The organism is Allobosea sp. P4_C6 (assembly GCF_056402015.1).
Map to the genome: position 1 here is coordinate 1 of NZ_JBFUIF010000052.1, position 21,590 is coordinate 21,590.

General features: G+C 63.2%; 18 protein-coding genes and 3 pseudogenes. 8 read left to right on the plus strand and 13 right to left on the minus strand.

What is annotated here, in order from left to right:
• From AC1DVA_RS23235 to napE, 8 genes and pseudogenes are all read right to left on the minus strand, one after another.
• A pseudogene (locus AC1DVA_RS23235) lies at nucleotides 1–414 on the minus strand (hypothetical protein); the annotation flags it as partial.
• A complete protein-coding gene (locus tag AC1DVA_RS23240; RefSeq protein ID WP_476807425.1) occupies nucleotides 411–542 on the minus strand; it encodes a hypothetical protein in 132 nt (43 codons plus the stop codon). The gene AC1DVA_RS23240 and the pseudogene AC1DVA_RS23235, both read right to left, overlap by 4 nt.
• A gap of 68 nt (nucleotides 543–610) precedes the next feature.
• Nucleotides 611–1,324, minus strand: a complete 714-nt coding sequence (locus tag AC1DVA_RS23245) for a cytochrome c3 family protein (RefSeq protein WP_265052381.1) — start codon at nucleotides 1,322–1,324, stop codon at nucleotides 611–613.
• A gap of 12 nt (nucleotides 1,325–1,336) precedes the next feature.
• Complete coding sequence (locus AC1DVA_RS23250) at nucleotides 1,337–1,837, minus strand: nitrate reductase cytochrome c-type subunit (protein WP_265052382.1); 501 nt, start codon at nucleotides 1,835–1,837, stop codon at nucleotides 1,337–1,339.
• Nucleotides 1,810–4,305, minus strand: coding sequence for a periplasmic nitrate reductase subunit alpha (gene napA, locus AC1DVA_RS23255; protein ID WP_476807426.1), 2,496 nt, complete (start codon nucleotides 4,303–4,305; stop codon nucleotides 1,810–1,812). The genes AC1DVA_RS23250 and napA overlap by 28 nt, the downstream gene beginning before the upstream one ends.
• Nucleotides 4,302–4,589: a chaperone NapD gene (locus AC1DVA_RS23260; protein ID WP_476807427.1), complete on the minus strand. Its 288-nt coding sequence runs from the start codon at nucleotides 4,587–4,589 to the stop codon at nucleotides 4,302–4,304. Before AC1DVA_RS23260 ends, napA begins: the two co-directional genes overlap by 4 nt.
• On the minus strand, nucleotides 4,582–5,091 hold the full coding sequence (gene napF / locus AC1DVA_RS23265; RefSeq protein ID WP_265051781.1) for a ferredoxin-type protein NapF: 510 nt from the start codon (nucleotides 5,089–5,091) through the stop codon (nucleotides 4,582–4,584). Before napF ends, AC1DVA_RS23260 begins: the two co-directional genes overlap by 8 nt.
• Nucleotides 5,092–5,101: 10 nt before the next feature.
• Nucleotides 5,102–5,296, minus strand: coding sequence for a periplasmic nitrate reductase, NapE protein (gene napE, locus AC1DVA_RS23270; protein ID WP_265051782.1), 195 nt, complete (start codon nucleotides 5,294–5,296; stop codon nucleotides 5,102–5,104).
• 617 nt (nucleotides 5,297–5,913) lie between these two features.
• Here napE and AC1DVA_RS23275 point away from each other — a divergent pair.
• From AC1DVA_RS23275 to AC1DVA_RS23290, 4 genes are all read left to right on the plus strand, one after another.
• Nucleotides 5,914–7,122: a tyrosine-type recombinase/integrase gene (locus AC1DVA_RS23275; RefSeq protein ID WP_476807428.1), complete on the plus strand. Its 1,209-nt coding sequence runs from the start codon at nucleotides 5,914–5,916 to the stop codon at nucleotides 7,120–7,122.
• A complete protein-coding gene (locus AC1DVA_RS23280) occupies nucleotides 7,119–7,811 on the plus strand; it encodes a hypothetical protein (protein WP_476807429.1) in 693 nt (230 codons plus the stop codon). Before AC1DVA_RS23275 ends, AC1DVA_RS23280 begins: the two co-directional genes overlap by 4 nt.
• A 554-nt stretch (nucleotides 7,812–8,365) precedes the next feature.
• Nucleotides 8,366–9,775, plus strand: a complete 1,410-nt coding sequence (locus AC1DVA_RS23285; RefSeq protein WP_476807430.1) for a hypothetical protein — start codon at nucleotides 8,366–8,368, stop codon at nucleotides 9,773–9,775.
• Nucleotides 9,709–11,175 (plus strand): DUF3987 domain-containing protein, encoded by a 1,467-nt coding sequence (locus AC1DVA_RS23290; protein ID WP_476807431.1) that lies wholly within the window; start codon nucleotides 9,709–9,711, stop codon nucleotides 11,173–11,175. Before AC1DVA_RS23285 ends, AC1DVA_RS23290 begins: the two co-directional genes overlap by 67 nt.
• A gap of 399 nt (nucleotides 11,176–11,574) precedes the next feature.
• On the opposite strand, the gene AC1DVA_RS23295 is transcribed toward AC1DVA_RS23290, so the two are convergent.
• Entirely contained in the window at nucleotides 11,575–12,297 is a 723-nt protein-coding gene (locus AC1DVA_RS23295; protein WP_476807432.1) for a hypothetical protein, read from the minus strand.
• Between the two features lie 295 nt (nucleotides 12,298–12,592).
• Here AC1DVA_RS23295 and AC1DVA_RS23300 point away from each other — a divergent pair, with 295 nt between their 5' ends.
• Nucleotides 12,593–13,168: a hypothetical protein gene (locus AC1DVA_RS23300; RefSeq protein WP_476807433.1), complete on the plus strand. Its 576-nt coding sequence runs from the start codon at nucleotides 12,593–12,595 to the stop codon at nucleotides 13,166–13,168.
• Nucleotides 13,169–13,182: 14 nt separating this feature from the next.
• Here the strand turns inward: AC1DVA_RS23300 and AC1DVA_RS23305 are convergent, their stop codons facing one another.
• The 4 genes and pseudogenes from AC1DVA_RS23305 to AC1DVA_RS23320 all read right to left on the minus strand — a co-directional run bounded on the left by AC1DVA_RS23305 (nucleotide 13,183) and on the right by AC1DVA_RS23320 (nucleotide 16,393).
• Nucleotides 13,183–13,662: a GFA family protein gene (locus AC1DVA_RS23305; RefSeq protein WP_476807434.1), complete on the minus strand. Its 480-nt coding sequence runs from the start codon at nucleotides 13,660–13,662 to the stop codon at nucleotides 13,183–13,185.
• 318 nt (nucleotides 13,663–13,980) lie between these two features.
• Nucleotides 13,981–14,616: a recombinase family protein gene (locus tag AC1DVA_RS23310; protein WP_476807435.1), complete on the minus strand. Its 636-nt coding sequence runs from the start codon at nucleotides 14,614–14,616 to the stop codon at nucleotides 13,981–13,983.
• A gap of 146 nt (nucleotides 14,617–14,762) precedes the next feature.
• Nucleotides 14,763–14,948 (minus strand): annotated as a pseudogene (locus AC1DVA_RS23315) (IS630 family transposase); the annotation flags it as partial.
• 340 nt (nucleotides 14,949–15,288) lie between these two features.
• Nucleotides 15,289–16,393, minus strand: a pseudogene (locus AC1DVA_RS23320) (IS110 family RNA-guided transposase).
• A 259-nt stretch (nucleotides 16,394–16,652) separates the two neighbouring features.
• Here AC1DVA_RS23320 and AC1DVA_RS23325 point away from each other — a divergent pair.
• The 3 genes from AC1DVA_RS23325 to AC1DVA_RS23335 all read left to right on the plus strand — a co-directional run.
• Nucleotides 16,653–17,105 (plus strand): DUF805 domain-containing protein, encoded by a 453-nt coding sequence (locus AC1DVA_RS23325; protein WP_476807436.1) that lies wholly within the window; start codon nucleotides 16,653–16,655, stop codon nucleotides 17,103–17,105.
• Nucleotides 17,106–17,953: 848 nt separating this feature from the next.
• The gene (locus tag AC1DVA_RS23330) at nucleotides 17,954–19,708 is read left to right on the plus strand and encodes a hypothetical protein (protein WP_476807437.1); all 1,755 of its coding nucleotides are present in this window, start codon (nucleotides 17,954–17,956) and stop codon (nucleotides 19,706–19,708) included.
• 167 nt (nucleotides 19,709–19,875) lie between these two features.
• Nucleotides 19,876–21,590: SNF2-related protein (locus AC1DVA_RS23335; RefSeq protein ID WP_476807438.1), on the plus strand; the 1,715-nt coding region annotated here is incomplete at its 3' end.

Genomic DNA, 21,590 nt, shown 5'->3' on the forward strand with positions numbered 1-21,590 from the left:
CCAGCAGCCGTCGTGCAGCCAGACCTGATCCGGCGCGATGCCGATGGCGAGCAGGATGTCTCCCGCCCGTTTGGGGCCGCCGCAACTGCCGCAACTGCCGCACTGCCGCAAGGGGGCGGAGGAAAAACTAACTGGATTGCGGTATTGCCAGTGCACGAGACAGGCCTGGTAGGCGGCGTCCTCGGCCTCGGCCCTCGACTTCCCCAACTCGATCAGCCGAGCCACATCGCGCTCAAACGTCAGGACCAAGTCACTGACCGAAACAAGATAGGATTTGGCTTTGGGTGCTGCGGCAGTTGCGGCGTTCGCGGCACTTCCCCCAGATGGCGGGGTGCGCGTTTCCGGTTTCACACCCTGCGGCAGTGCGGCGTTTGCGGCGTTTGTGTCTGGAAACTGAAACCGCCTGTAGCTCACGCGCTGGCCTCCTGGACCAGCCGCACGCGGCGAGGACGGGCCAACACCTCCTCGATCCAGCCATGCGAGGCGAGGATGGCGAGGGTCGATCCTATCTCATCGGCGGGATCGAGGCACTCGCCGATCATCGCTCGCGGATCGTGTTGCTGGAGGCTGCGAGGCGAACCGATTGCCCGGCGAACGGGAGCGTCGACACTCAGCGCTTTTCGATCTCGGCCAGATAGGAGCGCACGGCGTGTTCCGGCTCGTGCCAGGAGGCGCTGCCCTTGCCTTGGTTTTCCGGCGGCTCCTTCCAGCCGGGCTCGATGCCGGTCATGTCCGGTAGGAGATGGGCGATGCCCTTGTGGCAATCGATACAGGTCTTCTCCTTCGGTATCAGGTAGCGGCTATGGATTTCGGCCGCGCGGCGGGTCTGCTTGGTGAAATCCATCGCCACTGAGGAGTGGCAGTTGCGGCATTCCAGGGAGTCGTTGGCCTTCAGCCTCGCCCATTCGTGCTTGGCRAGCTCGAGTCGCATGCCGAGGAACTTCTCGCGGGTCGAGATCGTCCCGAAGATCTTACCCCAGACCTCCTTCGAGGCTTGCATCTTGCGGGCGATCTTGTCGGTCCAGTTATGCGGGACGTGGCAGTCGGGACAGCTCGCGCGCACCCCCGAGCGGTTGGAGAAGTGTACCGTCGACTGCATCTCCTGGTAAACGTTGTCGTGCATCTCGTGGCATGACGTGCAGAATTTCTCGGTGTTGGTGACCTCCAGCGCGGTGTTGAAGCCGCCCCAGAACAGTACGCCGCAAATGAAGCCGCCGAGCGTTAGGAAGCCGAGAGGGAGATAGGCGCTGGGGCGGCTTATGATCCGCCAGAAGCGCACGACGACGCTCCAGCACCAAAGGACGAGGGATTTGAGCCTAGCCATGATCCCGCCCCGCTACGGCTTCCGGCCGACATCTTTGGCGTCCTGAAACTGGTTCTGGACCAGCGGTGGAACGTCGGTCTGCTGGACGTGGCAGGCGGTGCAGAAATAGCGCCGCGGTGTCACGTCGGATAGCACTTGCCCATCCCGGTCCTGGAAATGGGTGATGCTGATCATCGGCGCGCCCGAGCCTTCCGTGAACTCGCGCTTGTGGCAATCCATGCAACGATTGGTGTTGAGGGTAAGCTGATAGCCGTCGATCGAATGCGGGATGACGGGCGGCTGCTCGGGATAGTTCCGCATGCGCTTCACGTCGTCGACGACCGGGCGGCCGAGCGCCGGCACTCGGTCGAGGTCCATGGGATGGGCGTTGCCGGTCACGCGCGGAACGACCCTGATCGGTGCTCCCTCCTGCGAGAGCGCGCCGACGGTGAGGACGACGAGGGCTGCCAGCGCCGCCCCGAGACCGGTCCAGGAGCGCATCACGCTCAGACCGCGAGGATCTTGACCGCGCATTTCTTGAAATCCGTTTGCTTGGAGATGGGATCCGTGGCGTCGAGAGTAACCTTGTTGATGAGCTGGCTGGCGTCGAACCAGGGCACGAAGACCACGCCCGGCGGCATACGGTTGCGCCCGCGCGTCTCGAGGCGCGTGATCATCTCGCCGCGCCGAGAAACGATCTTCACCTCCGCTCCCTGGTTGAGCCCGCGCTTGCGAGCGTCCTCGGGGTGCATGAAGCAGCGCGCGCCGGGGAAGGCCTTGTAGAGTTCGGGCACGCGCATCGTCATCGAGCCTGAATGCCAGTGTTCCAGAACGCGTCCGGTGACGAGCCAGAAATCGTACTCGCCATCGGGCGATTCCGCCGGCGGCTCATACGGCACCGCGATGATCCGGGCCTTGCCGTCCTTGTTGCCGTAGAACTCTACGCCCTTGCCCGGTTTCACATAGGGGTCGAGCCCCTCGCGATAGCGCCAGAGCGTCTCCTTGCCATCGACGACCGGCCAGCGCAGGCCGCGTGTCTCGTGATAGAGATCATAGGGGCCGAGGTCGTGGCCGTGGCCACGTCCGAACGCGGCATATTCCTCGAATATGCCCTTCTGGACATAGAAGCCGAACTGCTTGGCCTCGCGGTTCTCGTAGCCCGGGTCGAGTTCCGAAAGTCCGAACCGATCGACCTGCCCGTTCTTGAACAGCACGTCGAATAGCGTCTTGCCCTTGTAGTTCTGGTTGGTCTCGAGGATCTCCGCCGGCCAGACTTCGTCGGTGGTGAAGCGCTTCGAGAACTCCATCATTTGCCACAGATCCGAGCGCGCCTCCCCTGGCGCATTCACGAGCTGGTGCCAGACATGGGTTCGCCGCTCGGCATTGCCGTAGGCGCCTTCCTTCTCGACCCACATCGCGGCGGGCAGAATGAGATCGGCAGCCATCGCCGTCACGGTCGGATAGGCATCCGAGACGACGATGAAGTTCTCCGGGTTGCGATAGCCGGGATACGTCTCGTTGCTGTTGTTGGGCGCGGCCTGGAGGTTGTTGTTGACCTGGACCCAGTAGAAATTCAGCTTTCCGTCCTTGAGCATGCGGTCCTGCTCGACGGCGTGGTAGCCGGGCTTCTCCGGGATGATGCCGTGTGGAATGCGCCAGATCTCCTCGGCATGCTTGCGGTGCTCGGGATTGGTCACGACCATGTCGGCCGGCAGCCGATGGGCGAAGGTGCCAACCTCGCGCGCCGTGCCGCAGGCCGAGGGCTGGCCGGTGAGCGAGAAGGGGCTGTTGCCCGGCTCCGAGATCTTCCCGGTCAGCAGATGCAGGTTATAGACGAGCTGGTTCGCCCAGACCCCGCGCACATGCTGGTTGAAGCCCATCGTCCAGAGCGACATGACCTTGCGCTTGGGGTCGGCATAGAGCTCGGCAAGCTGCTGCAGGAAGCCGGGTTCGACCCCGGTCAGAGCGGAGACCTTCTCCAGCGTGTATTCCTTGACGGAGTCCGCGAAGGCCGCAAAGTCGATCGGCGTCGTCGCCGTGACATCGGCGGCCTTGCGCGCCTTGACCTCGCGCGGATCGTCGGCGCGCAGACCGTACCCGATCTCGGTCGCGCCCTTCACGAAGGTCGTATGCTTGTCGACGAAGTCCTTGTTCACCCGGCCGGTCGAGATGATGTGGTKGGCGATGTAGTTCAGGATCGCCAGGTCGGTGCCCGGCTTGAAGACGATCGGGATRTCGGCGAGRTCSGAGCTSCGRTGSGTRWAGGTCGAGAGCACCGCGACCTTSACATGSGGMTGGCCGAGSCGGCGRTCSGTCAMCCGCGTCCATAGRATCGGGTGCATCTCCGCCATGTTSGAGCCCCAGAGCACGAAGGCGTCGGCATGCTCGAAATCGTCGTAGCAGCCCATSGGCTCGTCCATGCCGAAGGTGCGCATGAAGGCGWMRGCGGCCGAYGCCATGCAGTGGCGGGCGTTGGGGTCGAGATTGTTGGAGCGGAAGCCGGCCCGCATCAGCTTGGTCGCGGCATAGCCCTCGAAGATCGTCCACTGGCCGGAGCCGAACATGCCGAGCGCGGTCGGGCCCTTGGCCTTGAGCGTCTCCTTGGCCTTGGCGGCCATGGTGTCGAAGGCCTCTCCCCATGAGACCGGGGTGAACTCGCCGTCCTTGGCGTAGACGCCGTTCCTCTTGCGCAGCAGCGGCTGGGTCAGCCGGTCGCTGCCGTACATGATCTTGGAGAGGAAATAGCCCTTGATGCAGTTCAGGCCGCGGTTGACGTCGGCCTTCATGTCGCCGTGCGTGGCGATGACACGCCCTTCCTTGACGCCGACCATCACCCCGCAGCCCGTGCCGCAAAAGCGGCAGGGCGCCTTGGACCATTTGATCTGCAGGCTGTCGACGCCGCCGGTCACCGGCTGGGCCTCGGCGGGAACGCTCATATTGGCGGCGAGCGCGGCAACGCCGGCTGCATGCGCCTTCAGCATCTCGCGACGGGACAGGGTCATGGGTCTACTCCAATGTCGTCGAGGCTTTCGAGGTCTTCGATCTGCTCGAACACCATGTTGGCCGACAGCACCCCGTCGATCAGGCTGATGGCAGCCAGACGGTCGCCGATCACGCCGGTGCTCGATCCCTCCAGCACGATCACGATTTTGCCGTTCTCGACTCGGTGCACCTCGGTCTCCGGCAGCTCGCGGATGCTGGTCAGCACGGCATCGACGCGCGCCGGCAGGGCCGAGATCACGGCGCTCGATATGTGATGGAAGCGGCGGCCCGACTCTTCAGCCATCTGCTGCCTCCTGGCTGCGGGGTGATACGGCGACGGCCTGCGCCGGGCAGACCGCGATACAGGCGCCGCAACCGCTGCAGCGATCGGCCGCCAACTCGGGCAATGGAGGCCCGCCGAGCTGCGGGCGGAAGCGGATCGCCGCCTCCGGGCAGACATCGCCGCAGCTCTGGCAGACGATGCCGCGGCTCGCGAAGCATTCCGGGCCGATCACGGCCAGATGCTCAAAAGCGGGGATGGCACGGTCGAACACCGGCTCGGGACAGGCATCGGCACAGGCGCCGCAGAAGCTGCACTCGCTCCCGGTGAAGTCGATGGCGGCCCGGCCGGCCTCGTCGAGCGCGATGATGTGCTGCGGGCAAGCAGGAACACAGGCTCCGCAACCGGTGCAGGCCGCCGCGATCGACGCCGTACGGGACCAAGGCGGGCGCACCTTGTCGGGCAGTGAGAGGCGCCGGCCTGTCAGGAAGTTGCGGCGTCCGCGATCGATGACAACCCGTTCCATCGGCCCGTCCTCAATGTGGCGGGCCAGGTGGGCCGAGAATGATTTGGAACATCCACACCAGGAAGCCGTAACCGCCGACCACTCCTACCGCGATGATCGGCCAGATCAGCACCGCCAGGGTCAGGAAAGCCAGGAATTCGGCTCGCCTCGTGGGCTCTTCTGTGGTGGTCGCCGGGCCGCTCGCCCGTGCAGACTCGGTCGCCATCTCCGGTCCTTTCGCGTTCGGGCGTTCATAAATCGCGCCGTCGCCAGATTAGAGATCGAAAAAAGAGAATATGGATTTGGCGGAGCTTGTCTACACAGTTGTGGCGTTCGGAATGCACGCGCATCGCTAGGTTTGATTTAGCGCAAATGCTTCAGGAAATGGGCTGAACCCGAAGTCGGATGCAGTGCGCCCGACTTTCCGCTGGGGTTCGTTTTGATGCCAGAATGACAAGCCGACTGACGTCATCTGCGGGGTCGCGATGGCTTTCGCGGCCAGAGCTTGAGTGCGCGTTTCCGGATTCGGTCTCAATGTCCGCCGATGGCGCAACCGGGACTTTGAGATGCGCGCAATCGCGCGTGCGGGCGCAACGGGTTCACCCGATCGCAGTCGCGGAGGCATGCAGATATTGCTGCCTCGTTTGCAAATTTAATTAAATCAATGATTTGCTTGGGTATTGCTGGCGGACAGGGCGTCCGCCATACCTGTGTCCAAACCGCACCATCACGGTCGCAATTTGCGTTGAAAAACAACAATAATTTGGACGACGCCTCCATATCAGTCCTATGCTCTCCTATGCAATCGCCGCAGCTTGTTGGGGTGGATGTTAGGGTGAGTAGATGGCAGGCAGGCAGATAAACCGGTTGTCGGCGCGCAAGGTCGATACCATCGTGAAGCCCGGGCGGCATGCCGATGGAGGCGGCCTCTATCTCGTCGTCGACAAGTCGGGCGCTAGGCGCTGGGTGTTCCTGTTTCGGCAGGCGGGCAGGTTACGGGAGATGGGCCTGGGCTCGTCGCGGGGGGTATCCCTGGCGCGTGCCCGAGAACTAGCGGCGCAGGCCCGCGCGGCGCAGGCCGCGGGCGAGGACCCGCTTAAGAAGCGCTCCGTCGAGCGCGCGGTTCCGAACTTCGGCGCGATGGCCGACGACGTCGTCACCGCCATGTCGCCAGCCTGGAAGAACGCCAAGCATCGCGCCCAGTGGGTGATGACGCTCACCACCTATGCAGCAGCTATCCGCGCGACGCCCGTCGACAAGGTCGACACGACAGCCGTCCTGAAGGTGCTGCAGCCGATCTGGGTCCAGAAGCCCGAGACCGCAAGCCGGCTGCGGGGTCGCATCGAGAAGGTGCTCGACGCGGYGAAAGCCAAGGGCTTTCGCTCAGGCGAAAACCCGGCGCGCTGGCGCGGCCACCTCGACCATCTCCTGCCAAAGCGGCAGGTCCTGAGCCGTGGCCATCATGCCGCCATGTCGATCGACGAGGCGCCGGCGTTCCTCGCCGAGGTGCGCAAACGCGACACCGTTGCGGCCTGGGCGCTTGAATTCTGCATCCTGACAGCAGCCCGATCGGGCGAAGTCCTTGGTGCGAGATGGGATGAGATCGATGTCCTTGGCCGGATGTGGATTGTGCCACGGGAGCGCATGAAGGCCAGCCGCGAGCATCGTGTTCCCCTCTCCGGGAGCGCACTCGCCCTCCTTGAGCGGGCGGCCGCGCTGCGAAGCGATCAGACCCCATACGTGTTCCCCGGCCAGAAGACGGGCCGACCGCTCAGTGTCATGGCGATGGAGATGCTATTGAGGCGGATGAAGCGTGACGACGTGACAGTGCACGGCTTCCGCTCGACATTCCGTGACTGGGCATCGGAGCGCACCGGCTTTTCCCACGAGGTCTGCGAGATGGCTCTGGCGCACGTTGTGTCGAACAAGGTCGAGGCAGCTTACCGGCGAGGCGACCTGCTCGAACGGCGCCGGGAGTTGATGCAGGCATGGGCAGCTTTCGTTTCCGGCGACGCCACGAACGTCATAAAGCTCAAAGGATCAGCCCAGTGATCAGCGCTCAGGAGTTGGCGAGGCAAATTGATCTCTCTATGGCAGCGTTCAACAAGGGCACCTCCGACGTCGAAAGGGAGAGTGCCGCCCGTGTCGGCCTGACGGCACTCGCGGGGCTTGTTTCGCTCGCAGCTGACCTTCTCGCCCATCATCGAGCGGTCCTTGGCCTCGAGGCGTGCGATGGCGGCTTCGATATCGACACATGGACAAGTGCGGACATTGAGCGTGACCCGATCATGATGAGGACCGTTCGGCAAGTCGCAGCACAGATGCTCTCACTCTTCCCTGGCATCCTTCCGCCGGTCGTTGATAGGCACCTCCCCCACGATCTTCTGAACCTCAACCATGGCGATGCTCGACCGCTGCTCACACCAGTTGCCCGCCAAAAGGGTGGCGCGTCTCACGCACAACGTGAGCGGAAACTCATGTTGAGCGCGATGTTCTGGACGCGGGTTGGCTCGGATGCTGTGACAAGGGCCAAAATGATTGAACGCTTCGTAGAAATCTCCGGTCTATCGGTCCGCACCGTCGAGGACATTGCCGGGAGCGTATCCGATGAGCGCAACGCGCTCTTCAGAAGGCTCGGCGAGACCCGGAGGGTAGGTCTTCCTGACCCGCTTACCGACATGCCTCCAACGCCTACTGACGCAGATATCAAGCGCGCCTCGGACCTTACGCCCTTTGACTGAAGGCGAAGGTCCTTTGGCCTTCAGTGACGCGTCCCATCGGGGGCTCGATTGTGTTCCATCGAATGCGATGGAGTGCACCGATGCACATCACACGGCTTACCTCGAACATAATCGCGGCTCCCAAAACAGCGCCTGCCTGGCCAACCGCCGGTTTCGTCGTGATCAGGCAGATCCTTGGCCAGCACGGCGGCCCTATCCCTGTCAGCCCGAGCAAATGGTGGGCGGGTGTCAAGACGGGTGACTTTCCAAGGCCGCTGAAGATCGGAGGTCGCACGGTTTGGCGCGTCGGAGACATCGACGCCTTGATCGCACGGCTCAGCGCGGGCCACCGCGATCACCACTCTTCGGATCACACCCGGAAGTAAAAACGCCGCCGCAATGGGAATGCGACGGCGCGGTATCAGGGGTTCGCTGCTCCATTGATACCACTGACGCGGCAACCCGCCTAGCGCGCGGCTCTCCAGTGAGGAGGGCCTCATGATATTCCAATCGTACACCTCTCAGTTCGCTCGGCCGCGGCGTCCCAAGTCATCGCTCACCCCGCGGCGGTCGCCATGAAACCGCTGCGCAAGGGAAACGCTGGCGCCCCGATCTCCTTCACGGTCTTCGTATCTCCGGGAAGACTGTCAAAGGAGTATCGACTGCGAGCCGATGGCAGTGTCGAGAGAGTATCGGGAACGCAGTTCGCGCAGGGTGACTATCGCGTCGTCTCATTCGCTGCGAGCGACCCTTCCGAAGCGCTGGCAAAAGTCGGCCGAACAATTGATGCGCTATCCTCGCAGGAGGCTATCAGCCTGGGCGTTCCAACGGACGGCACTACGGCGGGGCGCATTACAACGAAGGAGCGTTTTGTCCAGGGCGGGCCCGGCATTCCTCGAGCGCTGTCGCACTTCGCATGGCCCGAAGGTCATGGCCTCCTCCTCTTGGATGGAGACGACATCGACGGACTCTATGAGCTGCTGTGCGAGCTTTACCCGCCCTTCGCCAAGATTGCCTTTCTCAGCCGCCCGTCCGCTTCCGCCTCGGTCATCGACCCGTCGAGTGGCAAGGCGCTGAAGCGCGGTGAGCATGGATACGTCCTGATCGACGATCCTTTGAAATCCAAGGAGTGCCTCGAGGCTCTCATGCGCCTGGCCTGGTGTCACGGCACTGGTGAGGCGGCCGGGCGGCTGCAACTTTCGAAGAGCGGCAGCGTGCTGGTGCGTGGACCCGTCGACGTCTCCGTCGGCTCGCCCGAGCGGTTGTCCTATGAGGGAGCCGCCATCGTCGGTCCCCGGCTCAAGACGCTGCCTCGAACGGCCGTGGTCATGGGCGGCAACGGTATCTTGATCGCGGCTGAACTCATCGCATTCGCCGATCAGGTTGCGCCGGCGTCCCTGTTCGCCGAGCGCTGCCAAAGTGCGGCCGACGACCCGGAATTCCGCGTTCAGCGCGACGGCGTGCGGGCGAAGCACAGAGCCGAGCACGTCAGGGCGGCGGAGGCTCGGGGCACGTCACGTCGGAAGGCCGAGGCGGATTACGACCGCGTGACTGCCATGGGGGTTACCAGCGTCGGGAGATGGTCGTTCGTGCCCCTGACACCCGATCACAGGCTCTGGCTGCCCGACGGCCGTCCATTCACTGTGGCGGACATCCAGAAAAACCCTGTGGCGTTTCGCGATACCGAATGCGCCGATCCCGTAGAGGGGCTCGATTATCAGTCGCGCAACTGCGCCATCATCTATACCGACGGGCCGTGCATAAAGATCTACTCGCGCGCCCACGGGGATACGTTCGCCTACTTCGCTCCGCTTGCGGCCGACGAGCCGTGGGAGGAAGTGCTACGAGGGCTTGGCGAGGCCCGCCTGTCCGGCGCGCCTACACCATCTGAAGGCACGGTCGCAACGGCTGAAGAGGCATGGGTCTTGACCATGCCCTCCTTCCGCGAGCTGTGCGTGAAGCGGCCGCCGTCAGCGCACGGGTGAGCGGAGCCGACGCCGACGCCTTCGCCGTTAGCTACCTGGTCGGCCTGGCGGCTTGCGGCGACACGCGGCTATGTATTACGCCGAAGCAGCGTTCGCGGGACTGGGCGGTGCCGCTGCTCCTCTGGGTCCTCCTCGTGGCGCCGCCTTCGTCCATGAAGACCGCGGTGATCAGTGCCGCCCGCGCCCTGCCGGCGAGCCTCGACGCCCAGGATCGCGCCCGCCATGGCAATGCCGTCGCTACGGCGAGGCTCCCGATCGCCCTGAGTATGGCTAAAATGACAAGGGCCGACGCAAAACGAGCCGAAGCAGAAGCCATAAAGAAGATTGCCCCGCCGCGGCAACGCGCCGTTGGCGATGTGACGACCGAGAAGTACGTCGAAATCCTCGGCGCGAACCCGGGCGGCAGCGCGATGTTTCGCGACGAGTTGTCGGGTTGGCTGGGCTCGCTCGGACGCTACAATCCCAACGGTTCAGACGGCGCCGACCGCGCCTTCTACTGCAATCTGCGCGACGGCTCGCCCTATGATCGTCAGYGCATGACCACACCCAGTGTCCACCTTGATCACTGCGCCGGCAGCTTTCTCGGTGCAGTGCAGCCCGACCGGTTGCTCGACACGAAGCAGCTGCCGACAGCGGACGGTCTCCTGCAGCGCTTCCTGCCGGTACTCATGCGCGAAGCGAGCGGCTATGAAGATACGGACGATACCGGCGACGCCAAGGTGATCCTGCGACCGGTGCGCGACGCACTGGCGGCCCTCGTCCCAATTCTTCGCCATGACCCTTTCGGACACACCGTGGCCACGCCCTACAAGCTCACCCCCGAGGGCTCGGACCTCTACCGGCAGTTTGCCGACGATATGCGGCTGGCGGGGCGCGCGCAGGAGCCGTCGCGAGAGTTTGCCGAGTGCCTCAACAAGATGGGGCCAATGTGGCTGAGCCTCGCCCTCCTGTTCCATTTCATCGACGGTAGCGAAATGGGCGTTACCACACCGGCAGACTGCGTGCCGATTGAGGTGGCACGACGCGTCGACGCGATGATGCGAGGGTTCTTCATCCCCCATGCGGAGCTGTTCTATGCGATGCTCGACGGGGGTACCAAGAACCGTCATCGCTCTATAGCGACCGCCATCCTGCGCTGCCCGAAAGACCAGATCGTGCTGCGGGACGTCGTCCGGCACTGCCGCGCGCTGCAAGGCAAGCCCCGTGACGAGCAGATCAAGCTCATGCAGAGGTTCGAAACCGGCGGCTGGTTGACGCGCATCGACCGCAACGGGCCCGTCCCGCGCTGGCAGAGGACGCCCGGCCTTGCCGATCGTTTTGCGGCCGACCTGGAGCGTGAAGAGGCCGCACGCAAGGCCGTTACGGCGGCTATCAGCGGGGGCGGCGCCTCAGCGTCGTAATTCGGCGCTCACCTTGCAGTTAGGGCGAACAAAAAAATCAGCGGCGGTCTACGAGCGGCTTGTACCTTTGTCATCGTTGTCTTCTTACGCGCGCGAGCGCGAATGAGTTGGTTTAAAAAAGAGAGAGAAAAAAAATCTGTATCCGTGCCCACGAGAAGACATTGATGACAATTCCTCCGGTCGCCCCCGGGCTGGGAGGTGAGACACGGGTGTGAGGCTTCGAAGTGCCCGCGCCCGAAGCCGGCCGCCGAGGCGCCGGTAGAACCACAAACCTACCCCCGTGCGCGGGGGGGCGCGCAGGCGTGGGCCGAATGAGCGCCCCGGGCCAATTCGATGCCCGGGACCGCCTCGGCGGAGCGATCATCCAACTCGTGGGCAGCCGAGGTGGCCGCCCGCGGTTTAGGAGGCCGGTTTTGTTTGGCAGTAGACATTGGTGAAGTGGCCAAACGTGAGCCACGGGGGCTGTGAGGCCGGCCGAGGCCCGGGCTGCCAGACGGACCAGGAGAAATTGTGCCGCGGAGCCGCCTTCTCGTCCTCACTCCAGCGCGGACGGCGCGTCAGCAGCACGTTTCCTGCAAAGTTCGGGTGTTCGTGGACAAGAAAACGACGCGCTTGCGCCAAGCACCATTCCATCCTCGTCAGCACCGCCACGCCGCATCTCGCCTCGGCGGCCAGGCGCAGGAGATGGGCGAGGAACTCGTCCTGATCCTTGAAGGGCAGGTTCGTCACCACCCAGTCGAAACCGGCCAGTGTGCTGATTTCCAGAAGATCGCAGCCGCTCTCGATGTCGGGGACCAAGGGGTCGGGATAGGCGAAAAGATCTCGGGCGACCACGTCATGCCCTGCCTCGCGGAGGGCATAGACCATGTGGCCGCGGCCTGCGCACGGCTCCAGGATCCGCCCCTCGATCGGGACGGCCTTCAGCAGCGCCGGTATGATCCAGTCGGCATCAATCGTCATATAGGCTTCGTTCGGGAGCCGGGCGTAGTTCGAGCCGACCATCGCCGGGTCGCTGTAGGGCGCGGGCGGCTTGGCCAGCGCGACGCCGTTTGGCGGCGTACTACGGGCGCCAATCGGACGACCGGGCGGTGAGAACGAATTCCGGGGCGGCAAGTTCTGCATGGAAAGCATCCTCACGCTAGAATGTCGTCGGCCACTTATCGCACGCGCCTCCAGTTCGCGAGGCTATAAGTAACAATATAATAATGATATCACCGACGACATATAGGGTCAATTCGTTTTTACCTCCATAATAAATCGGAGTAGTTCGTATTATTGGAATATTAACACGGAATTCTTGGTTAAACTTTAGTCTACTGAATTCATATTTACGAGTTCGGCCGAACAGGCGAGCCCCGACTGACCCGCCTCAAGCAGGCGTCCCCCTGGCGGGCCTGACGCCATTGCTGCGTGATCGATGGAGGCGCAGCGCGAAGGTGGTCGTCAGCCAACTGCGGCGCCTTACTTTTCGCCGGGTGCAGCCCGCGGGTTTCTGCTAGAATTGCCCCATTCGCGCGCGTCGCGCGCAGGCGCGGGAGAAGCCGCCATGCAGCGAAGGAACCTGCTCAACGCCCGGGATCGCCTCGGCGCATCGATCATCGAAATCGTGGCTGCCGACGTCGCCGTTCACGGGCCCGAGGTCATCGAAAAGCTCCGGCAGACAAACGTCCCCGCCTATGCCCGCCTGGTCAGCGACCTGGTGCATTTCAGGAAGCTGGCGACGGAGCGGAACACGCAGACCCGGCGGAAACCGCGAGCGCTGCGGATGAAGGACGTCCTCAAGGCGATGGACGACAAGCCGATCGACGTGAACAACCCGCTTCTGCCGCCGAAACATCAAGAGCGTTGGCGGAAAGGCATCGAAGCGCTGAGCCCTCGCTCGCCCTATGATTTCAGCCCCTCCGAACTCGCCGCCTTATGGGGGACTGATCTCGCTTCGTGGTTCGAGAGACATGCGCGGGCGCCTCACGGCGAGCCCGGGCTCGGGAGCTAGCCTGCGGAAGGAGACTAGGCGATTGTTTTGGGCTGATCATATCGCCGGGGTGGGAGGGTCACGCCCTCGTTCGTCATGGCGTGTTCGTCGAAGCAATTGAAGCCCGCAGGCACGATCGTGCCGCGCTGCGCCATCCCGAGGAAGATATGCTTGGTGTTGTCAGGCGTCTGGTCGAACCAATTGGGATCATCGAACGTGCCTGCGTAGACGCCGATCGCGTCAGGGAACCGCTCGAAGCTGAGACGTACCTTCGTACCGCAAGATTGGCAGAAATGGACATGGACCTGTTTGCCGCTGCCCTCCGACGCGCGGCTGTAAATCGTCTCCGTCCCCGCCGTTATCGCGAAGCTATCCTTGGAAAAGATGGGTTCCACCATGCCGATAGAACCGGTCGCGCGCTGGCAGAAGCGGCAGTAGCACACGGTCACTCTTTCGGGGGTAGTGCTGACCGAATAGCGAAGTCCACCGCAAAGGCATCCTCCAGGCTGATCCAACTGCGCGCTCCCCAATACCTGTCCTCCACAGAATGGGCCGCCTTGACCGCGTCGTCTACATGCATTCCCGCGGTGGTTTCGGCGTCCCGTATCGAGGCAATAGCGCCAAAACTGCGGCCGTGGTGATCCTTTCCAAATCCTGGCAGTACGAGCGCGACAGTTGGGGCAGCTGGCCAAACATCGTTCTTGAGGAACCAGGATTGCTCACTTCCGACGACATACACAGGATAGGGCCGTTTGACGCCGCCGCCGAATAACAAAAAACAAGCTACTGGCCTCTTTCGTTTCATCGTTGACAGGGGCCAATGCGTTCGCGCGCTATAGTCCCCACTTTGCCAGCGCCGCCTCTGCCTCCGCGGGATCATCCTTCATCCGGTAGATCGCCTGCCGGGACAGACCGCTCGTCCTGGCGATGACGCTGACACCTGCATCCTGCGCCAGCTGGTCGCGCACGGTTTCCATTTGCGCCCTGGTATAGCTCGGCTTGCGGCCCCTGTAGGCGCTGCCATTGCTCGCCTTCGCGTGCTCGATGCCAGCCGCCTGTGCCGCCTTGGTAGCTTCCGCCTGCGCCTGCGCCGAGGCTGCCATGAAGGCAATGAGGGCGTCCCTGACGGCTTGCTGCATCGGGTCTGCCGTGGCCCCGTCGAAGCTCATGCGGTTGATGATGGTCTTGATGACCACACCCCGTCGCATGAACTCCCGGATCGTTTCGGTGACGTCGGCGTAGTTGCGCCCGAGCCGGTCGACCCAGCGCACGACCAACACGTCCCCGGCCCGGAGCAGGTCGAACAGGCGCTGGCCCTCTGGCCGCTCGGCAAGCCGGGTACTGACGCCGGAGACGCCATTGTCAGCGACCACGCGGTCAATCGCGAAGCCGGCGTCCCGCGCCTGCCGCTCCTGATGGGCAATGGTCTGATCGGCAGTCGAGACGCGGGCATAGAACACAATCTGCATGGGCGAGCTTCCCGTCCGTAGAGATATCGTCCGCAGAAATGCATGTCCGTAGGCTCGCGTCAAGCCTTACGGACACCGTTTTGCGCCACCTGTGATGTGTCCGCTACGGTATACCCTATCCGTCGTTCCAACCGTCGAAAGAAGCCACGCCAGACGGCGGTTTTGCTCTTGCCGGTCGCGCGCATGAGCGCGTTCGTTCCGAGCCTGTCCGCCGTGGCCAAGACAATCGCGGCGCGCCAAACATGCTTCTGGGGGCTGTTGCGGTCCGCGACCACGGCTTCAAGCCGGGCGCGATCCGCGGCGGTCACGGTGATGACGATCCCTGCGCGCATCGCCCAGACTCGCACGTCACCTGGCAAAACGGAATCCCGAGCGGGAGTGCCTTCCATCCACTCTCATGTCCGCCGTTTCAAGTAGCAGGCGCGATGATCCTTTGCTTGCCGTTTCAAGCTGTTCACGACGGTTGATCATGCTCTGATGCGCGGGTTGATTACCGCCGGACCGGTGATGCGTCGCGGCTTCCTCTGTCTAGCAGCCAGCGTCGGACGGAGTCCGGCTGTTAGTGGATACGAGGGTTCTCCTGCCGTGACCGTGCCTCCAGCCTTGCCCAGCTTTGGATGGATTGATGCGACTGGGGACCTCCTTACGTTGTTGTTCAACAGCGTTGAGCGCTCAGGCGGCAGACGGCTGGGTCTGTCGGGCGATGGCCCAGACGAAACCCGCCAGTTCGCGGGCGATTGCGGCGGTGACGAGGTTTGGTGCCTTCCCCGCCCTGGCGAGCTTGCGGTAGCGTCCGCACAGCCGTTCCTGCGCCTTCCAGGCCGTGTCGCGGATCGGCCTGGCCAGACCCTCCTGGCGCAGCAGAAGCTCCCGGCTGATCCGGGCCGGGAACCGGTAGGTCCAGGTCGCCTCGATCAACATCCGCCGCGCCGAGCCGTTCCCGGCCTTGGTGATCCCGCCCTGGCGCCGGGTGCCGCCGCTGGAGTGCTCGGAGGGGACCAGCCCGAGATAGGCCATCAGCTGCCGGATTGGCAAAGCGGGTGATGTCGCCGAGTTCGGCGACCAGCGTCGCCGCCGCCACCAATGCCAGGCCGCGCAGCGCCTGCAACGCCCGCACCACCGGTGCCAGGGACCAATCGGATAGCGCCGCCGCGATGTGGGCCTCCAGGCGATCGCGCCGCGCCGTGGCGGCCTCGACGGCCGCGATACAGTCTTCCAGGACGAGGTGGTGGGCCGCCTGTGCAAAGCGCAGCCCGGCCAGCCATCGCCGGTGCATCAGGGTCCAGGTGGGGCGGTTGTAATGCTGGCCTTGCCGCAGCAAGAAGCCGGACAACTGCTGGCGAGCCTGTGCAGGGCGCGGACGGCCGCCTGACGCGCCCGCACCAGGTCGCGGACGGCCTCATGGGCAGGGTCCGGCACCCACACCGGCGTCAGCTCGCCCGCCCGGTGTGCCTGGCCAGGTTGGCCGCATCCCGCCGGTCGGTCTTGATCCGGTCACCGGGTTTGCGTGGGATCAGCAACGGCGCGACGACCACGCATCCGTGCCCGGCCGCGCTCAACTGCCGCTGGATCCCATATCCGCATGGCCCGGCTTCGTAGCAAAAAAACGGAGTGCTGCGCCCGAGCGCGCCAGTTTGTTGGTCAATGCTTTCGCCCTCGGGGTGTTCGCAATCGTGCCGAACTCGCGGACCTCGCCCCGCTTCCCCGCCTCGGCCTGCGCCACCGCGATCGTCTCCTTGTGCACGTCTAGGCCGACGTAGATGAGAGGCTTCTCCATGACCCGTCTCCTATGCAAGAGGCTCGGTGCCGGACCATCCGGCGCAACCCTCGCAACCTGCATAATGTGAGACGGGTCGCCCCTATCTCAGGCGGACATCTGGTCTAGGTCTATTGGCAAAGCCGTCGAACTTCCCGCTCTGGGCCAAATACAACCCCAGGCCGAGGCAAACAAACTTTTGGCCGAGAATAACAAGCAGCGGACGCCGCGGCGACGTACTTTCGCGAGGTCCGATCCTAGAAGTCGAGGCCAATCCGCCATGATGAACGTCAAACCTTCCACCATGTGGATACATTCGCTTCTGCCGTGGCGAGGGCGCGTCGAGCGCAAACCTTTCATCCTCTTCAGTTTGGCGATTAGCGTTTTCATGGCGCTGTTCGCCTCAGAGGAATTCGCCGAAGCCCTTGGCGGTAGCTTCGGGCGAAACGCAGTTCGCCTGGGCATGACGGATAGTGATCTCATAGTTGCGGCATTTTATGCCTACTATCTTGGCATCTGGGCGCTTGCCTTCTGGTTAGCAATCGCCATGGGCGCGAAACGTGCTCGGGATATTGGCGGGACAGCCTGGGTGCTGCTCATCTACTGCATTCCATTTGTGAATGCCGTTCTCGGGATTTGGCTTTTGGTGACGCCCACCGATTATCAGCGTAACCGCGCCTTCGCCAAGGTCGCTAAGGCGGCCGACCCTATCGCAACAGTCGACACCGCGTGAACTTCGTACACGGCGTTGAATGCGATGCGCGCACAGCAGACCGTTTGTCCATTAAGCAGCGGTTCGGAATGTCTTGCAACACGCGGAGGCCTAGTCCGCGGGGGTGGGCGGTCCATTGATTGAACACGTCGATTAGGACGAGGGCGGCGCTTGCTCGACGCGCGCTACCCGTCGGATAATGATCTGGAAGAAGGGCGTGCGGTGATAGATGCAGTTGAATGTACTATCGATTTTATAAGGAGTTACGGGTTTGAAGTTGGTGATCTGAGATCTACGCTTGCTGCACGGAAACAAAGCGCAAATTGAGCCGGTGAACAACTGGGTGTTACGTTATGGTCGCGCCCACCGCTTGTTAATGTCCGCCAAATGTTTGCTCGCCTCTGTCTAGCCTACGTGCTCGGCCCAGACAGGGGCTACTGCACGCGGCTTTTGTCGGGCGGCAGAGTACTGATGGCCGACATTGAACGTCGACGGGCTTCCAGTCGTCGGTTGCGGATGCAACGCGCCACTCCCCCCTTTCCACCTCGATAAAAGCCCTCTTCACCGAGCAGGCTCTGGCCTGTTTCGCGTGGCGGCAAGGGCAACCAAGGGCCAAGAATACGCTAGGGCGCCCTGCTTATGCCTGTGCCGAGCACAGCACACTGGCGGAGGCGAGCACACCTTTGGCGGACAATAACAAGCGGCGGATGGGCCCGTAACCTATTTTGAAGAGGTGCGTCTCGCGGCGTCGGGGCGTAAGTGCTCCCGGCCGCGACTAGATTGGTACGCCGCCAAGCGCAGCTGGCTCGGCAAGTGTGCGAACTGCGCGTGCCAGCCGGGCGGCTGCTACAGGCCATGGGGAGATAGAAGTGAGTGACGCCGATGACGACCTGATCTTCGTGAAAGACCCGCAGCGGTTCATGGAAGTGCTCTGGATGGACGACCCGTCGGAGCGTTTCGCGGCGCTGCAGGCTAGGTTCGAGGACCTGATGATCTGCGAGATCGCGCGTTTCGGGGCAACCAATCACGAGGACATGGTTCAGCCGCTCCAGCTGCTCTTCCGCACGCACTACATGACGCTGCCGCTGGAGCGGCGGTGGACGATCTACCGGCACGTCAAGGGTCTCGCCGAGAATGTCGCGTGGATGTCGGTGAACGCGTTCCTGCCGTTCATCACCGAGGACGATGCGACCCACATCGTGTCCACCGCAACGATCGATTTCGTGTCGCTGGCGCCGCTTCGCGACGGCGATCCGATGACGGCTCCGAAGATCATCCTATCTCTGATCGAGCAGGACGACATCCAGAACGTTGGTGCTGCCTTCGGAGGGCTCCTGAGCCTCGGCGACAGCCGGGTCTGCCGGCTGCTCCYGACTTTGCGAGATGGCCTGGACAAGCACCAGGTGACCACAGCGATCAACTGCAACACTGAGTTTATGCACGCGGCGACCGTGGACTTCTATCTCGATTGGCTCGAAGGCCTCGAAGGCAATCCCGATGACCCCGATGATCTGTTCGGCACCGTCGCTGCCGGTCTAGGGAGGTTGCGGCGCTACTCGCCGGACGAGTTTGTTAGGTCGGGCCTTCGCCCAATTCCTTCCCGCGGACTGTCGCCCGACGCCTGGCGCAAGGCGATCGCGCTCATTCCAGTCGACGACTACGTGAAGAGCATCGCGCCGCGCCTGTATGCACTCGAGCGCAGCGAACCGCCTCCCAGGGTCATGCCACACGTCATCTCGGTGTGGGGGCTGGAGCCGGTCACACCCTCGTCCGAGGCCGCCGACCTAGGAGACCGTTCGGGCGTCTCGCCGCGCTTGGAAACGCCGCCGCCGCAACCGCCGGATATTGAGACGACCACGGACGAATGGGGCGACGGCGCGTACCGGATCCACCTCCTTTGGGGAAAACTCAATCCCGACGGACCGACACTCTATTGCCTCGGCACCAGGTACGAGGGCTCTGAGCATCGGACGTTCTTCCGAAAGCTGCATTTCCTCGGAGGGTTCACAAGCCTCACACCGGCCACCGAAGAGAAGATCAGCGAAGGGACGATCTTTCGCGACCTCGTCGCCCTCCATAACGGCCTCGTCGCCCGGCAATATTCCGGCGTCTTCGATACCATCCCCTCGTTCCTGATTGCTGATGCTGGCGATCCAGAGCTGATGGATGTCGCGCGCGCGGCGTTGTCGGGCGGCACGGTCGGGAGTGCTGACTGGGGACGGGAGCTGGCCTATCGCCGCCAGTTCGGCGACGACTTCTTCGGTAGGGCAGGCGCAGAAATCCGGGCCTATTACGAGGACAAGGTAGCTGAGGCGGCCGAAAAGAACGAAGCGCCGAGCGAGGAGCTTCTCTTCATTCGTGCCCGCTACGGACACCTTCGGGACTTCACCGACGCGACGAACCCGACCTGGACCAGCTCGACTTGTACGCCAGAACTCCTCGACGAGTGGTTGGAGGGTATTAGAAAGCCGGACCACGCATCCGCCGCGCTCGGCACTCTCAGGGAGATGTGGGAGGGCAGCGCGAGTCTCGTACCCGACGCACTGAAGGAACGAGGCATCCCGTCAGGACGTATCATCGAGTACATTGCAGCGGGCGGGTTCCGCCTGCCGGAGAGTGAATAGCGGTTCTCTCAACGCTCTCTCGCTCCCGAAACGGCTAATTTACGCGAAGCTTATCGCCGTCGCCTTGCCGCCGGATCCGATTAATGCGCTAAACCCCAGAGAAACTGTGTTCGAGCTAGAGATGGCGGAACTTCAGCTATGAAGGCCTTGGAAGAAAGTGGTGGGTAATGGGGGCAAGGCTCGAGGCCATCAAGAACGGCGCGTCCGTCCGGGGCATTGCGTCCGCGCAGCCGGTTCAGGTTGTGGCGGTCGATTGGATCGGCGACCAGGCGATCAATGTTGTCTACCGCGATCACGCCGGCGCGGTAGCTGAGGCCGTTCTCTACCGTGACGACGAGCATCGCCTCGAGGTCGAGCAGCACGGGCGGGCATGGTCGTTCGAAGCCGATGGAGCGTTACTGCGTCTGGTGACTGAGGCCAATCGCATCAAGCTCGCGCACTTTTTCGACCCCTATCTCGCGATCCACACCAGCCTCGTCGATCCGCTGCCGCACCAGATTTCAGCGGTCTATGGCGAGATGCTTCCGCGGCAGCCGCTGCGGTTCCTGCTCGCGGACGACCCCGGCGCCGGCAAGACGATCATGGCCGGCCTGCTCATCAAGGAGCTGATCGCGCGCAGCGATCTCGAGCGCTGCCTTGTGGTCGCGCCGGGCAGCCTGGTCGAGCAGTGGCAGGACGAGCTTGGTCAGAAGTTCAATCTCGAATTCGACATCCTCACGCGTGACATGATCGAGACGTCACGTTCGGGCAATCCGTTCGGCGATCGCGATCGGCTGATCGTCCGTCTCGATGTGCTGGCGCGCAATGAAGAGCTGCAGGACAAGCTCATGAGCGCGCGCGAATGGGACCTCATCATCTGTGACGAAGCGCATCGCATGTCAGCAACCTACTTTGGCGGCGAGGTCAAATATACGCGGCGTTATCAGGTCGGCCAAAAGCTGGGTGAGGCATGCCGACATCTCCTGCTGATGTCGGCCACGCCGCACAACGGCAAGGAAGAGGATTTCCAGCTCTTCATGGCACTGCTCGACGGAGATCGGTTCGAAGGCCGCTTCCGCGACGGCGTCCATTATGCCGACACTGCCGACATGATGCGGCGGCTGACCAAGGAGGAACTGCTCAAATTTGATGGCCGGCCGCTCTTTCCCGAACGCCGTGCCCGCACTGTCAAATATCAGCTCTCGGAAGGCGAGGCCGCACTCTATGCCGCCGTCACCGAATATGTCCGCACAGAGATGAACCGCGTGCAGCGTTTCGCCGAGGGGGACGGCAAAAAGCGCAACAATGTCGGCTTCGCATTGCAAATCCTCCAGCGGCGCCTCGCCTCCTCACCGGCCGCCATCTACCAGTCGCTGAAGCGCCGCCGCGAGCGGCTAGAGACCGAGCTGGGCGAAGCACGACTCGCGGCCAAAGGGCGCCGCGTTGGGATCGGAGAGCCACCTATCAGTCCAGACATGCTGCGCAACATCGAGGAATACGGGCAGGAGGAAATCGACGAGCTTGAGGATCTAATCTCCACGAGCGCGACGACGGCTGAGACGGTCGAGCAACTCGCGCTGGAGGTCGAGACGCTGAAGGGCCTCGAGTCGATGGCCCTTGGCGTTCTGCGCTCTGGTGTCGATACCAAGTGGACACAGCTCAATCGCATTCTCGACGATGATCTGATGGTCGACACCGCAGGCAATCGGCGCAAGCTGATCATCTTCACCGAGCCCAAGGACACGCTCCATTATCTGCTCGACAAAGTTCGCGCGCGTCTCGGAAACGCGGAGGTCGTGGACGTGATCCACGGCGGCGTGTCGCGCGAAGATCGTCGCAAGGTGATCGAGCGGTTCATGCAGGACAAAGATCTGCTCGTGTTGATCGCCAACGATGCCGCAGG